This is a genomic window from Bacteroides faecium, from assembly GCF_012113595.1.
GTDB lineage: Bacteria > Bacteroidota > Bacteroidia > Bacteroidales > Bacteroidaceae > Bacteroides > Bacteroides faecium.
On sequence record NZ_CP050831.1, the window covers coordinates 1,560,741 to 1,575,290 of the forward strand.

Below are 14,550 nucleotides of genomic sequence, written 5' to 3' on the forward strand. Positions count from 1 at the left end.
TAACTTTGAATTTTGCCGAATTCCAGGAAGTTGGTAATAAATGAAACGTTCTCTAATATAACTAATTAGCTATATTTTCTTCGCTAAATCACTTACAAAGATAAGGAATTTTCCTGATTCCTTAATAACTATCTTTAGTTTTTCTTAAATAAAAAATACCGCGTCGGCTTCCGTCTATACGGAAGCCAGCGCGGTGAGGCATATTTGAATTGCTAATGTAGCCTTTGACTTTCTTAGAAGAATTTGACTTCTTCGCCTTTAATATCCGAGAGCAGGAGATTGGCCAGGCGACTCGTTCCCAAGCGGAACAGTTGGTTGTCCAGCCACTCTTCGCCCAGCAATTCCTTGACGATAGTGTAATAAATAATCGCATCGTTCACCGTGTTGATTCCACCTGCCGGTTTGAAGCCAACTTTGATACCTGTCTTCTGATAATACTCCCTGATGGCTTCGCACATCACGTAAGCAGCTTCGGGGGTAGCGGCAGGCTGTTGCTTTCCTGTAGATGTCTTGATGAAATCTGCGCCCGAATACATGGATAGGATAGAGGCTTTCTTGATGTTGGAAGCACTCTTCAAAGCGCCCGTTTCGAGGATTACTTTGAGGTGATGTTCCTTGCATACTTCCTTCAATTCCTGTATTTCCTCGCACATGTCTTCGTAGTCGCCACTCAAGAATTTGCCGATAGAAATGACAATATCTATCTCGTCCGCACCGTCTGCAATAGCCAGTGCAGTCTCTGCCACTTTCACCTCGATAAAAGTCTGTGAGGAAGGAAAACCGCCCGACACACAAGCGATATTGACGCCATCCACTTCCAGCGTATTCTTCACGATAGCGGCAAAGTTTGGATATACACAGATAGCAGCCACGTTCTTCAAGTCGGGATATTCGTCGTCGAACTTATTGACCTTTTCCGTGAAATGCATCACGCTTTCATCGCTGTCCGTACTGTTCAAAGTAGTCAGGTCGATGCAGTTGAACAGGAATTTCTTAATATCTTCCGTATTATTTTCCGGTACTTTTTTCTCAATCAGTTCAGCTACGCGAGCCTGAATATCTGCATCGTTCAGATGTGTATTATACTTTGCCAATGCGGCATCATACTTGTTAGGCTGTGAGTTATTCTCTTCCATGCTCTTTCAGTTTTGGGTTATTGATATGTCTTTGATTATCTCGTTTCGTTTTCTTGTCCATGCTCTTCTGAAGGGCGGTGGTGAGGTTTACACCCGTCTGGTTGGCGATGCAGAGAAGCACCCAAAGTACGTCTGCTATCTCCTCGTCGAGATTGTCTTTCTCTCCCTCTTTAAAGGACTGGTCGCCGTATTTGCGTGCCATTACACGTGCCAGTTCGCCTACCTCTTCCGTCAGAACCGCCATATTTGTCAGTTCGCTGAAGTAGCGGACACCGTATGTCTTGACCCATTGGTCTACCTGTTTTTGAGCTTCTTCTAAAGTCATTTTTTACTCCTTATTTTTAGTATCCATGCATATAGTAACAGGACCGTCGTTCAAAAGTTCGACCTTCATATCCGCTCCGAAGATGCCCGTGCCAATTTCTTTTCCCAATGCATAGCTCAAATCCTTGCAAAATCGCTCGTAGAGTGGGATAGAGACTTCCGGCTTTGCCGCCTTGATATATGAGGGTCGGTTTCCTTTCTTCGTCGAAGCATGCAGTGTAAACTGACTGATGACCAAAATTTCGCCCCCGTCCTCTAAAATGGACTTATTCATCACCCCGTTTTCATCGTCGAAAATACGTAGATTTACTATCTTTTTGCAGAGCCAGTCGATGTCTTCCTGTCCGTCCGCTTCCTCGATGCCGACCAATATCAGCATCCCTTTTCCGATGGCAGACTTGCAGTTCCCTTCAATGGTCACTGACGCATGACTTACCCGTTGTATAACTGTTCGCATTACTATTTATTCTATTTCGTGATTATGAAAGGCAAATTTACAAAATTAGAAAGAGAAAACAGTACGTTGAAAGAAAAATATTATTCATTGTTCAGCCCTTCTTTTACAGTCTTTGCTTTCGCTTCCCCAACGATAGCGCCAATCTCCTCTAGAGAGGCTTCTTTGATTCGTTTTACGCTCTTAAACTCCTTCAAAAGGGCTGTCTTAGTCTTTTCACCGATTCCCTTGATACTATCCAGCGCAGACGCCACCTGCCGTTTACTCCGTTTGTCACGGTGAAAACTGATAGCGAAGCGATGCACCTCATCCTGAATCTGTGTCAGTAAGCGGAACAACGGACTATGCTGCTTGATACCGATAGTTTGCGGCGGAAAACCAAAAAGCAGTTCCGATGTGCGGTGGCGATTATCCTTAGCCAATCCCGCAATCGGAATATTAAGATTCAACTCATCCTCAATAACTTCCCTGACGACTTCCATTTGCCCTTTTCCACCGTCAGTAATAATCAGGTCGGGTAGTGGAGAACTCTCCTCGATAGCGCGCTGATAACGCCTTCTTACGACCTCTTTCATCGACGCGTAATCATCCGGCCCTACAACCGTCTTTATATTGTATTTCCGGTAATCCTTCTTCGATGGCTTGGCCTTTTTGAATACGACACAGGCAGCCACGGCATCAGACCCCTGTATATTCGAGTTATCGAAACATTCAATCTGCAAAGGCGGTCTTTCCAAATGCAATTCCTGCTGTATCTCCTTCATCAAACGCATACTTCTCTGCTCAGGATTCAACTTCTCCGCCTGCTTCAGCCGGTCAGCCTTATATTGCTTCACGTTTAAGATAGAAAGGTCTAGCAACTTCTTCTTGTCTCCCCTCTGCGGAACGGTGAAAACGACATTATTCAATTCCAAATCGAGCTCGAAAGGAACGATAATCTCTTTCGACATACTTTTATAACGCTCCCGCATCTCAATAATACCAAGCGTCAAAAGCTCCTCTTTCGACTCATTCAGCTTCTTCTTATACTCGAAAGTGAATGCCTGGTTGATAGCCCCATTCGTAATATGCAGATAATTGATAAAAGCCGAATTGGCTTCATCTTCTTCAATGGAGAATACATCAATATTATGCAGAACAGAACTTACCACCTCAGACTTCGAACGGTAATTCTCTATCAGCAGATACTTCTCCTTTATCTTCTGCGCTTCTTCAAACTTCATCTCAGCCGCCAATACCTGCATCTTCTCCAATAACATCCGGCCGATCTCCTGTGTATTTCCTTTCAGAATCTCCTTGATTTCATCGATGTTTTTAAGATAATCTTCCTGCGATTGCAGTCCGATGCAGGGCCCTGCGCAGTTTTTAATATGATACTCCAGGCATACATTGAACTTCCCGGCACGTATATTCTCCGGCGTCAGATTCAAATTGCAGGTGCGCAACGGATACAAATGCTTAATCAAATCCAGCAGTGCATACATCGACGGAATATGACTATACGGCCCGTAATAAGAAGAACCGTTCCTGATAATCTTCCTGGTTCTGAAAATCCGCGGAAAGTACTCGTTCTGCACGCAGATGGAAGGATACGTCTTGTCGTCCTTCAGCATCACATTGTAACGCGGCTTATACTTCTTAATCAGATTGTTCTCCAGCAGCAAAGCATCCTCTTCCGTATTGACCACAATATAGCGAATATCGGCAATCTTGCTGACGAGCACCCGGGTCTTCCCCGGTTCATGCTCCTTGCTGAAATAGGAATAGACCCTTTTCCTTAAATTTTTCGCCTTTCCAACGTATATAATTGTCCCTTCCGTGTTCAGGTATTGATAGATACCCGGCTTGTCGGGAAGGTTGGCTACGATTCCTTTCAAATATTCATTGGTTTTGCTTTCCGGTTCTGTATTCATAATCGTTAGGGATGAGAGACTACTAATGAGAAACTGCTAAAATAAAAAGGGCGTAGTTCAACTACGCCCTGCAAATATAATCAAATCCTTTATAAAGACAATACGGATTCCACTTCTACATCATCTCCGAATACAGATTTTCCATTCAGGTCTTTCAATTCGATGATGAAGTTAACATATACTTTCTTTGGCTTTAGCTTTTTTACCAGTGCACAGGCTGCTTTCATTGTTCCGCCCGTTGCCAGTAAATCATCGTGCAGCAGCACTACGTCGTTTTCGTCCAACGCGTCTTTGTGAATCTGCACGGTGTCTTGCCCGTATTCCTTGTCGTAGCTTTCTTCAAGTGTTTCTGCCGGAAGTTTGCCGGGCTTGCGGATGGGGATGAATCCTGCGTTCAAACGGGTAGCCAGAATAGGCCCCATGATGAAACCTCTTGATTCTATTCCTACTACTTTAGTGATGCCTTTCTCCTTATACATCTCAAACATAACGTTCGATAATTCCTGTAGACACCATGGGTCTTTGAATAAAGTGGTAACATCGTAAAACAGGATTCCGGGAATTGGAAAATCCGGTATTTCCCGAATGCTTTTAATTAGCGTTTCTTTGCTCATAATCATTGAATTATATCATTTCTTTAAATGCTTTGTTTCACGTGAAACGTTGCCGCCTAGCGTCCCGAAAGTACCAGTAATACGTTGATGTCGCTCGGTGATACTCCTGGGATTCTGCTTGCTTGGGCAATTGTTTCCGGGTCTATCTTTATTAGTTTCTGACGGGCTTCCGTCGATAACGATTGAATGGAAGCATAATCAAATTTACCTTTGATTTTAATACTTTCCAGTCTCGCCAGCTTTTCCGCTATCATTCGCTCCCTGTCAATATATCCTTGATATTTGATTAGGATTTCGGCAGCTTCAAGAATCTCTTCTTTCCGGTCTTGATTGGCACTGGTTGCTTTATCCAGTTCCCGTTGAAATGCCGGAACGTATTCCGCTATGTTTCCAATCGTCACTTGCGGACGGTTCAGTATTTCTATCAGTTTACATCCCTGGCGTAGGGGAGTTGTTCCTATATTTTCGAGTGCGTCGTTAATTAATGCCGGTTTCATCGAGTAGTTGTGTGCGAAAGACACAATCTGATCTACCGCCTCTTTCTTGCTCTTCATTAATTGATAACGTTCTTCCGTTGCCAGTCCGAGTTTGTAAGCCCGTTCGGTCAGGCGCATGTCGGCATCATCCATGCGAAGCAGGATACGATATTCTGCGCGTGAAGTAAACATACGGTAAGGCTCGTCCACACCTTTAGTTACCAAATCGTCGATTAATACGCCGATATATGCTTCGTCGCGTGCCAATGTGAAAGGCTCTCCGCCGTGGCAATTGATGTGCGCATTGATTCCGGCTACCAATCCTTGTCCGCCTGCTTCCTCATATCCGGTAGTGCCGTTTACTTGTCCGGCAAAGAACAGGTTGCCGATAATCTTCGATTCCAACGTATGCTTTAACTGCGTCGGGTCGAAATAATCGTATTCGATAGCATATCCCGGACGGTAAATCACTAAATCCTTGAAAGCGGGAACTTTCTTTAATGCGGCAATTTGTATGTCCATCGGAAGCGAAGAAGAGAATCCGTTAAGATACAACTCTTGTGTGGTTTCTCCTTCCGGTTCAAGGAACAACTGATGCTGTGTTTTATCGGGGAAGGTCACTATCTTTGTTTCGATGCTTGGGCAATAACGTGGACCGATGCTTTGAATCTGTCCGTTGAATAGGGGAGAATCCGGCAAACCTTCATGCAGAATCTGATGTACCTCTTCATTGGTGTAGCAAGTCCAGCATTGCAGTTGCTTCAGGTGGCGTACGCTCGTATTCATAAAAGAGAACTTGTGAAAGTCACATTCTCCATCCTGCGTTTCCATCAGGTCGAAATGAACGCTGCGCGCGTCGATTCGTACCGGAGTTCCGGTTTTCATTCTGCCGTAAGTGATACCGTGGCGAGCGATGGATTCCGTCAATTGATAAGAAGCCGGTTCGGCCATTCTTCCGCCCGGCAACTGGTGGCGTCCTACGTGCATCAGTCCGTTGAGGAAAGTTCCTGCGGTGAGCACGATACATTTTGCTGTAAGAGTAACGCCCCACACAGTGACCACTCCGGTCACTTCACCGTCTTCAACGAGAAGTTCGCATACGGTATCTTGCCAGATATGAAGATTGGGTGTGTTCTCCAGTCTCTCCCGCCACGACCAGATAAATTTGGCACGGTCGCATTGGGCGCGGGGACTCCACATGGCGGGACCTTTCGAACGGTTCAGTATTCGGAACTGGATAGCTGTCTCGTCTGTCACCAATCCCATCTGTCCACCCAGTGCATCTATTTCACGTACTATTTGTCCTTTGGCAATTCCACCTACAGCCGGGTTGCAACTCATCTGCCCGATTTTGTTCATGTCCATCGTAATGAGACAAGTCTTCGAACCTAAATTTGCAGCAGCGGCTGCCGCTTCACAACCAGCATGTCCGGCACCAATAACAATTACATCGTACTTAAAATCCATTCCTATCTTATTTATTATCAAACGCTGCAAAGTTACGGAAAAGTTGCGAGAAATATATCTCCATGTTCTTTTTGCTTCCGAAAATTCGGGGAGCTGCCCGGCTTCATTGAAAAAATCGCAATGATTTTGGCTTAGAAATTTGCAGATTGTTCGTGGATTGCGGACTGTTTTGCCTCTGCTCAACTCCATATCCTTTCAAAATGCTTGTTTTCTGCTTTAAGATACCGGATTATGCTAACTTTTTGCTAGTTTCAAATCGACCGAAATACGAATGGAACTAGAGAGGAATATGTTAATTTCGCCCGATGTCTTGACATAAATCAAAAAAACAGGCTGAAATTTGATTTTTTGTATAATGGCTTTTGTCATTTTCCAAAACAACTTTACCTTTGCAGTGTAGTTGTGAAACTACTGAAATTTTTAGGTATTAGAAAAAGGTAATATATAAAGGTATTAGTTTATAAAATTAAGGTATTAGATTTTAAGATTAGTTTTTAGGAAAAAGATTGTTTTGATTAGGTATTAGTAAAAAGTAGTTTTCAGATAACTAGTAAATGAAAGATGAAGAAAAAGAAGAATCCCATTAAGGGGGATTCTTTAAGGTGGGGCGGAATGATTCGCTCTTTTTTTGTGCCTTGTCGGGAGATACGTAGTGCTCTTTTTTTAAAGAGACTTTCTGAGAAAAGAAAAAGTCCCGAAGAAAACTTCCGGGACTCTTTCGTGCAGTAATGAATGAGTATTCCTGTTATTTCAAGACCTCGTTCAATTTCTTTTCAATTTCCTCACCTCTGAGATTTTTTCCTATAATCATGCCGTTCGGGTCTACTAACAGAGTGGCAGGAATAGCTCTTATGCCATAGACGGCAGCTCCTTCGCACTTCCAACCTTTTAAGTCGGACATCTGCGGCCATGTGATGCCCAAATCCTTTATTCCCTTCATCCATGCTTCTTTCTTACTATCCAAAGAGATGCCGACAACTTCAAATCCTTTGGGAGCAAACTTTTCGTAAGCTGCCTTCACGTGTGGCATTTCTCCGCGGCAAGGACCGCACCATGAAGCCCAGAAATCAATCAATACATATTTCCCTTTTCCTATATAGTCTGATAAAGCAACTTCCTGACCGTTTACATCTTTCATTTTGACATCTGTATATTTCTGCCCAACTTCAGCGCGTTTCATGGCAACCTGATGCTTGATTACGGCTTGAGTATATCCGTTTTCTTTCATAACGGGAGAAGCAGCGGCAAGAATTTTTGTAACTTCCTCGCTTGACAGGCTGCTTTCAAACCTGCGGAGTAACTGCGCCCCGACGATATTATTCAGATTTTGGTTGATACATTCTTTTACTACTGCCGTTTGCCTGTTGCTTACGTCTTCCCACTTCTTTTCCAGTTCCAACATTTTTGCTTTATCCTCCTCTTTCAATTCAGAAGCCTGTTGCCTTAATGCCTTGTATTCGCTGTTGAATGCATTAATCTTCTCATTGCAAGCTTCGAGAATGTCATTTGTGGGTGTTCCTGTTGCTTTTCCCGGACTATTAAGTGAGACATTGACCGTTCCGTCCTCAAGGATCAAAGTTGTCCTGGCTCTGCCCGCTGATACGGTGGCAAAACAAACTTTAGGCTGTGTTCCTTTGAATGTAAAAGCATTATTGCTGATAATTACACTATCCATTGCGGTAGTCTGGCTGTTTTCTGCATCATTAAGATAAACTGTCTGACCATCCATTCCGCTAGCAGTACCTTTTATGGTATAATTTACTTGTGCAGATGCTGCGAGTGACATGCATAATGCACATGTCGTGATACTAATTCTGTTCATAATTCGAATATTAAAGTTTTATTGTATGTTCAAGCTATCCGTTTATTTCTTTCCGAGCGGGTCATATGGACGGTTATCTACTTCCAATCCCCATTGCGGATTCTTTTCAATGATAGAATTCGATTTCGGCAGCGTGTAATATTCATTATCAACCGGAGCCGAATAGGTCTTGCTTCCTATCATATGCGTGATTGTTGTCTGACACCAGGGCTTTCCTGTGTCATACACAAAACGTTTGATGTCAAAGGTACGCTGATAAGATGAAATAGGCAATTCCCGGCGGCGTTCTTTTAGTATTTCATAAAGTAATTCATCTTCATTTAATGAACTTCCGTTCGGTAAGTCGGTATTATCACCGGAATAGCGATACTTACGCAACAAGTTCAGGTCTTTCAACGCATTTGTCTTGTCGGACGTGCGGGCTTCCGCTTCTGCCTTCATTAATAGAAGTTGAGGATATGTGATACCCTGATTGGTTAGCATTTTGGAACTGCGGCAATACGTCCTTTTTATGCCATCCTCGTATTTAACGTCGCCTACAGTCGTTGAATATCCTAATATTCTCAAGGCAAATAGCTGGTATCGCCTGTCGGTATCAGGATCGAACAGGGCAAGGAAGTCGTCCGACGGGTAATAAGTGGATTGCCCGTTCGTGGTGGCGCAACCGGCAGGAGCTGTCCTGTAAAACAGGTTTTCCCGGTGAATGCTTTGGTTGAACAGCAAGTCCTGTCCGCGTAAGTCGAGCGACAGTTCTTTATCTGTTCCTTCTGCCGGATCGGCATTGGGGTCGTCGTCATAATAACACTGGTTGAAGTCATAAATCATATTATCAACACTTCCTTTCAGCGCGACAGAGCGGTTCCACGCTTCCGACGCTTCTTTCAGCATGTTCGTCCAGTCCCTCATATACATGAAATATTCTGCCCGCAAAGCATGCACAGCCGCTTTGTTGGCTCTGCAAGGATTCACTACATTTTCGGGAGCATCCAGTGCATCGTCCAAATCTTTCTTCACAAGCTGCATCAACTCCGCCGTTGTAACCAGGTCGGGATTAGGCACAGTAGGGTCGCCCGAAGTGCGGTAAGGAATTGTTTTTGTGCTGTTGTCCCCATTAGGGTTATACATCGGGCCATAGCCCAATCCGCCGACCATGTAAGACCAGGCGCGCCCGGCTTTGGCTTGTGCGATTACAGCTTTGCCGTTTTCCGTTTCGGCAGCGCCGTCCAGACCTTCAATGCCTTCGATGACGTTGTTAAACAATCCGGCCGCCCGGTATATTCCCCATTCCCATGTGTATTGAGGCTTGATAGGACTTTCGTAAGGAACATTAAACGTATAGGCTGCATATACATCTTTATTGACATAAGAGCTTATGTATTTATATTTATCCAGGTTCTCGCTTATGGATAAATTATCTGCCAGCATAGAATAAAAAGAGGTATTGTTGTTATCCATGAAATGGTACTTGATGGTACTTTCATTGTTTAAAAGATTCTCAAATTCCTCTATCTCTGTCGGTATTAATTTTCCAATGGGCTTCACGTCCAGGAAATCACTGCAAGATGAACAAACGATTGGGATTAAAAATAAGTATTTTAGTTTCATGATCTATTCAATTAAAATGAGAATGACAAACCGATATAAAACTCAGGGCGTAAAGGCAACGAGGTATATCCCTGGTCGTAAGTAGGGCCGGAATAACCGGTTTCATTGACTTCTGCGATTTCAGGGTCTATGTCGACTCCTTTGGCGGTAATCCTGAATAAATTGCGCATCTGGAAATAGACTCTTGCATTATTCAGATGAATTTTGCTGATGAGTGATCGGTCAAAAGTGTAAGCCAGCGTGACATCCCGCAATTTCATATAACTGGCGTTCCCAACCAATATATCCAAATACGGGAAATCGAATAAATCCATATTCCAGCTTTTCAGTACCGGATAAATCGCCGTCTTTTCGTCTCCCGGCTTTTGCCATCTTTCGCCTACATGACGGTTGGAATAGTTGGAGCCGCTAAAGGCATCCTTGCGGTATTTATGACCTAATTTGGCGATTAGCATAAATGATAAATCCCAGTTCTTATAACTAAAACTCTGAGTCATGGACATATCGAATTTGGGACGTAAGCTTCCCTGACAATAAACATCTTCTATCTCGGCATCACCAATCAAGATTTTGTCTCCTTTTGAGTTATAAATCATAGTAGCACCTTCCTCATTCAAACCTGCGAATTTATATCCCCAGATAGAATTGGCAGGGTATCCGGCAACTGTGACAGAACCTGTGCTCGGTGTGTAACTGCTTGCGTAACTACGGGTTACGTTATATTCTTTCACTTTGTTGTGGTTGTATGCGAAATTGTAATTGATATTCCATTTGAAATTACGCGTCACAATAGCGTCGGCATCTACCGTTATTTCTATACCGTTATTGACAATCCTGCCTACATTCTTTGTCAGAGAAGCAAAGCCCGTAGTGGGGTCTATCGCGTCTTTCGCCAGCAGGTCGGAACTGTTTTTGGTGTAATAATCAAAACTAAAGTTCAAGCGGCTGTCCAGGAAAGAGAGGTCCAGACCGATGTTAGTAGTCTTTGTCTTTTCCCATCTTAGCTGGTTGTTGGGCGGAGAAGCCACTTTGTAGGATACGCCGCCGGTCGTCTGATTGTAATCTCCCGCTTCCAGAATTAGGAACGGGCCTTCATCCAAAGCGATGTTACCGTTTATACCGTAAGACGCACGGATATTCAGCCTGTTAATCCACGGTACATCGAAAAACTCTTCATTGGCGAGCTTATATGTTCCACCCACAGACCAAAGCGGTTTGTGGCGATATTTAGGGTCTGTGCCGAAGAAATTGGTTAAATCCATACGTACACTGCCGCTTACGATAAACTTATTGTTGTACTCATAAGAGCCGTTGCCATACCAGGACACGAAACGGTTGTCGCGATAAGTGTATTCCCCGTTTGTAAATGTCTTATATAACGGGGGACTCCATGGAGAGCCGAACAACATATCCGCATAGTTTACATTGCCGACAAAATCTTTTAAATTCATTGGGATAAACGAGCCGGCTACTTCATTATATCCCGCACGGGTTGCCATGGTGTTATAATCATACGTAGAACGGCGCACTTCGTTACCGGCAAGGATTGTGACGCGGTGTTTATCATTCAGGAATGAACGGTTGTAATTGATTTGGGTACGCACTGTCCAATCCTCGCTTACATTTCTTTTTTCGTTGATAACAGCACCGTCGGGCAAATAATGGTTTACGGTATTTGTCTTGGATGTCGCGTCGTTATAGGCGATGCGTACAGCGTAAGAATCCGCCTGGCGCAGTTGTTTGTATTGGTAATTGCCCCTTTGCCACACTCCGCCGACCTCGATATTCAGCCCTTTCATAATATCCAGACGCAGTTTGCCGCTGATTCTTGTGCTGAAGTTCGTAGTGCTTATTGCGTCTTTATAAACATCCTCGATCGGATTATACGTCCAGTCTTTCATGCCGGGCGTATTCTGGTAAGTTTTCACTTTATATTGGCTGAGTCCCCATACATTACATGGCTTCCCGTTTTCGTCCACAATGGCAGTATAAGGCTGCAAATCGGAGCCGCTGCTATATCCGGTCAGGGCCGAATAGGTCGTATTGGGCTCATTGGTACGGTTGTATAAGATATTTGCCCCTAAGTCTATGGTTAAGAACTTATAAGGTTTCCATTGGTTGTTGAAGTCCAGAATCAGCCTGTCCTCATTCGTATTGATGAAGCTGCCCCTTTTGTAATTATAATTGGCTGCTACATTGTACATATAGTTATTTTCACCACCGGAAATGGCTACATTGTGCTGGTGGCTCAACTGGTTGCGGAACATGTACTTCTCAATCTGTTTCAAGCCGTTTACCTGGCGAAGTTGGTTTATTTCCGCCATCGCTTCGCTCTGTGTTATCTTATTATTATGTGCCTGCATCAACAGATAACTCACTCTGCTCATATTACCCTCATCCAGAGGGTCGTAACTGTCCGGTGACTGATTGAACAAGTCAATCTCGGCATCAATATAATCCGACGAAGATGCCCTGTTCAATTTGCTTAAATCAGGTTTTAGCGTGACGTTGAATGAGCCTTTGTAAGAGACTACCGCCTTTCCTTTCTGGCCGCGCTTCGTTGTGATGACGATAACCCCGTTGGCTGCCCGCGAACCGTAGATAGAGGCGGCTACACCATCCTTGAGCACCGTGATATTCTGGATATTGTCAGGGTTCAAGTCTTCCAGTTTTCCTTCGATAGGATAGCCGTCGACTACAAGTAGCGGGGTTTTCTCGGCATTGAAAGTAGAAACGCCCCGGATTTCAATATTTCCTTTCTTGTCTATCACGATACCGGCAGCCTGTCCTTCCAGTAAAGATTTCAAGTCGGGTTGCAGTTTGGTTTCCAGTTTGCTGGAAGAAATAAGCCCGAATGCCCCTGTCACCCTTTCTTTGGATAAGGTCTGATAACCGGTCACTACCACTTCGCTCAATGCTGAAGTGGCAGGCAATAACTTCACGCTTATAGCTTTGGTGGTGGGAGTGACCTTTATCATTTGGTCTGCCATGCCTACAAAAGTAAAAGTCAGTACTTCGCCCGGTGCGGCTTTGATTGAAAAGTGTCCGTTGGCATCCGTGATGGTACCGTTGTTGCTCTTCGGGACAAAGACGCTTACACCTACCAGCCCGTCCCCGTTTTCGTCTACGACAGTGCCCGAAATATTTACAGGAGCGTATTTCTTGTCACCGCCTGTCGCTTCTTTTTCCGGATAAAGAAGAATCAGATTCCTTTTAATCTCGTAACGCAACGAAGTCTGTTTGCAGAAATCCTGAAGAACTTTTGGCAAAGAGGCGTTTTGATAACTCAATGTCACTGTCTGTCCCGGATGAATGGTCGTTTCTTCGTACACAAAATGCAAATTCGTTTCCCTTTGCAATTGATTCAGCACTACCCTGACCAGAGTGTTTTGAACATTTATGCTAATCTTCTTGTCGGCTTGGGCAAACGCTTGTGTGCCAACTGTTAAAGAGAAGAGCATAAAAGTTATAAAACATCTAATCATTAAATTCTTACGAAGAAAAATTTCGTTTAAAACTTTTTTTCCCATAACTTTGTTTTGATTAAATGATGTGAAATTTCCTGTCTTACAGGATTTTGATTGTTTATTTATAGCGGGAAGGCTCCACCCTTTCCGCTATTCTGTTATATATATTTGATTGTTTTCTCTGATAAATTTCACGTTCGACACTTTCTCGATTACTTCGATGGCGAAACTTAGTTCGTTGTTGCGGAATATAACTCCGGCAAAGCGTTTGTGTTTCAGCTTTTCATCATTGAAGCGGATGTCCACGTTGTACCAGCGTGAAAGTTGCGCGGCGATGTCTCCAAGCTCTGTCTTGCGGAACTCATACATTCCTTGCGACCACGATGTGAAGAGGCTTGCATCCACATTTTCTACCTTGATATCCCCTGTCCCGTGCATTGCCGCTTGTTGGTTCGGGAGTAGGGTGACCGAAGTTTCCTGATTATATATCTTTACTTTCCCTTCTGCTAGCGTCGTATAGATTTTATTTTCCGGATATGCTGAGACATTAAACTTCGTGCCCAGTACCTCTACTTTATTGTCGGATATGCTGACTATGAAAGGATGTTTGCTGTCTTTGGCAACTTCAAAATAGGCTTCACCTGTCAAAGTAACTTCACGTTTGTCTGCGAAACTGACCGGATAACGCAGGCTGCTTTCAGAATTTAACCACACCTTTGTCCCGTCTGCCAGAACCAGCAGGTACTCGCCGCCACGGGGAACGGTTAGCGTATTATATTTGAGAGTCTTGGGCGTCTCCTTTTTCGTGTCTTGGTAAACAAGTGCTTCATTGGGCTTGCTGACGGCAATTGTGCCTTCCGTGCTCTCTATATTTCCTTCTTTTGTACCTAAATCTATTTCTTTTCCATCATCAAGGATTAGAGTAGCCTTTCTGCTGCCCATCTCCGGAAAAGAATCGGTTGTGGCGGAAAGGACTGTTTCTTTATTCAGGAAATTATAAGATAAAGAAGTGTAAGCCAGCGTGAAAATAAGCAGGAAAGATGCTGCGACAGCAACCGATGTGTAGGTCACACGGCGTATTTGTCTCCGGCTTTTCTTTCTCTGAAGGCGTTTCCATGCCTGTGCGGCATCATACTGCTCGATGAAATCGAGGCAACGTCTGATTCTATGATGTTCAAACCATGTCTTTGCCGCTTTCTTATGTTCGCTCAGGTTATCGAACTGCTCATGAGGTTTTTTCATATCTTTGCTCATTTTATCAATCCTTTATAA

General features: G+C 43.9%; 10 protein-coding genes. All 10 read right to left on the reverse strand.

What is annotated here, in order from left to right; all coding sequences use genetic code 11:
- Positions 1–233: 233 nt before the first annotated feature.
- Entirely contained in the window at positions 234–1,136 is a 903-nt protein-coding gene (deoC, locus tag BacF7301_RS05520; protein ID WP_167960970.1) for a deoxyribose-phosphate aldolase, read from the reverse strand.
- Positions 1,123–1,461 carry a nucleotide pyrophosphohydrolase gene (locus BacF7301_RS05525; RefSeq protein ID WP_167960972.1) on the reverse strand — a complete coding sequence of 113 codons (339 nt, stop codon included), beginning with the start codon at positions 1,459–1,461 and terminating at the stop codon, positions 1,123–1,125. The genes deoC and BacF7301_RS05525 overlap by 14 nt, the downstream gene beginning before the upstream one ends.
- Positions 1,462–1,464: 3 nt before the next feature.
- Positions 1,465–1,917 carry a D-aminoacyl-tRNA deacylase gene (gene dtd, locus BacF7301_RS05530; protein WP_167960974.1) on the reverse strand — a complete coding sequence of 151 codons (453 nt, stop codon included), beginning with the start codon at positions 1,915–1,917 and terminating at the stop codon, positions 1,465–1,467.
- Positions 1,918–1,997: 80 nt separating this feature from the next.
- A complete protein-coding gene (gene uvrC, locus BacF7301_RS05535; protein WP_167960976.1) occupies positions 1,998–3,827 on the reverse strand; it encodes an excinuclease ABC subunit UvrC in 1,830 nt (609 codons plus the stop codon).
- 89 nt (positions 3,828–3,916) lie between these two features.
- Positions 3,917–4,447, reverse strand: a complete 531-nt coding sequence (locus BacF7301_RS05540) for an adenine phosphoribosyltransferase (RefSeq protein ID WP_097677808.1) — start codon at positions 4,445–4,447, stop codon at positions 3,917–3,919.
- Between the two features lie 50 nt (positions 4,448–4,497).
- Positions 4,498–6,384: a tRNA uridine-5-carboxymethylaminomethyl(34) synthesis enzyme MnmG gene (mnmG, locus tag BacF7301_RS05545; protein WP_167960978.1), complete on the reverse strand. Its 1,887-nt coding sequence runs from the start codon at positions 6,382–6,384 to the stop codon at positions 4,498–4,500.
- A gap of 745 nt (positions 6,385–7,129) precedes the next feature.
- Positions 7,130–8,206, reverse strand: a complete 1,077-nt coding sequence (locus BacF7301_RS05550) for a TlpA disulfide reductase family protein (protein ID WP_167960980.1) — start codon at positions 8,204–8,206, stop codon at positions 7,130–7,132.
- Between the two features lie 42 nt (positions 8,207–8,248).
- Entirely contained in the window at positions 8,249–9,811 is a 1,563-nt protein-coding gene (locus BacF7301_RS05555; protein ID WP_167960982.1) for a RagB/SusD family nutrient uptake outer membrane protein, read from the reverse strand.
- Positions 9,812–9,822: 11 nt separating this feature from the next.
- Positions 9,823–13,272 (reverse strand): SusC/RagA family TonB-linked outer membrane protein, encoded by a 3,450-nt coding sequence (locus BacF7301_RS05560; protein WP_167960984.1) that lies wholly within the window; start codon positions 13,270–13,272, stop codon positions 9,823–9,825.
- Positions 13,273–13,428: 156 nt separating this feature from the next.
- On the reverse strand, positions 13,429–14,520 hold the full coding sequence (locus tag BacF7301_RS05565) for a FecR family protein (RefSeq protein ID WP_167960986.1): 1,092 nt from the start codon (positions 14,518–14,520) through the stop codon (positions 13,429–13,431).
- Positions 14,521–14,550: the final 30 nt, after the last annotated feature.

Excerpts from the sequence above, each read along its gene's own strand:
- BacF7301_RS05560 (WP_167960984.1), bottom strand. The coding sequence starts at position 13,272 with ATGCTCTTCTCTTTAACAGTTGGCACACAAGCGTTTGCCCAAGCCGAC.
- dtd (WP_167960974.1), bottom strand. The coding sequence starts at position 1,917 with ATGCGAACAGTTATACAACGGGTAAGTCATGCGTCAGTGACCATTGAA.
- BacF7301_RS05565 (WP_167960986.1), bottom strand. The coding sequence starts at position 14,520 with ATGAAAAAACCTCATGAGCAGTTCGATAACCTGAGCGAACATAAGAAA.
- BacF7301_RS05540 (WP_097677808.1), bottom strand. The coding sequence starts at position 4,447 with ATGATTATGAGCAAAGAAACGCTAATTAAAAGCATTCGGGAAATACCG.
- mnmG (WP_167960978.1), bottom strand. The coding sequence starts at position 6,384 with ATGGATTTTAAGTACGATGTAATTGTTATTGGTGCCGGACATGCTGGT.
- BacF7301_RS05550 (WP_167960980.1), bottom strand. The coding sequence starts at position 8,206 with ATGAACAGAATTAGTATCACGACATGTGCATTATGCATGTCACTCGCA.
- uvrC (WP_167960976.1), bottom strand. The coding sequence starts at position 3,827 with ATGAATACAGAACCGGAAAGCAAAACCAATGAATATTTGAAAGGAATC.
- deoC (WP_167960970.1), bottom strand. The coding sequence starts at position 1,136 with ATGGAAGAGAATAACTCACAGCCTAACAAGTATGATGCCGCATTGGCA.
- BacF7301_RS05525 (WP_167960972.1), bottom strand. The coding sequence starts at position 1,461 with ATGACTTTAGAAGAAGCTCAAAAACAGGTAGACCAATGGGTCAAGACA.
- BacF7301_RS05555 (WP_167960982.1), bottom strand. The coding sequence starts at position 9,811 with ATGAAACTAAAATACTTATTTTTAATCCCAATCGTTTGTTCATCTTGC.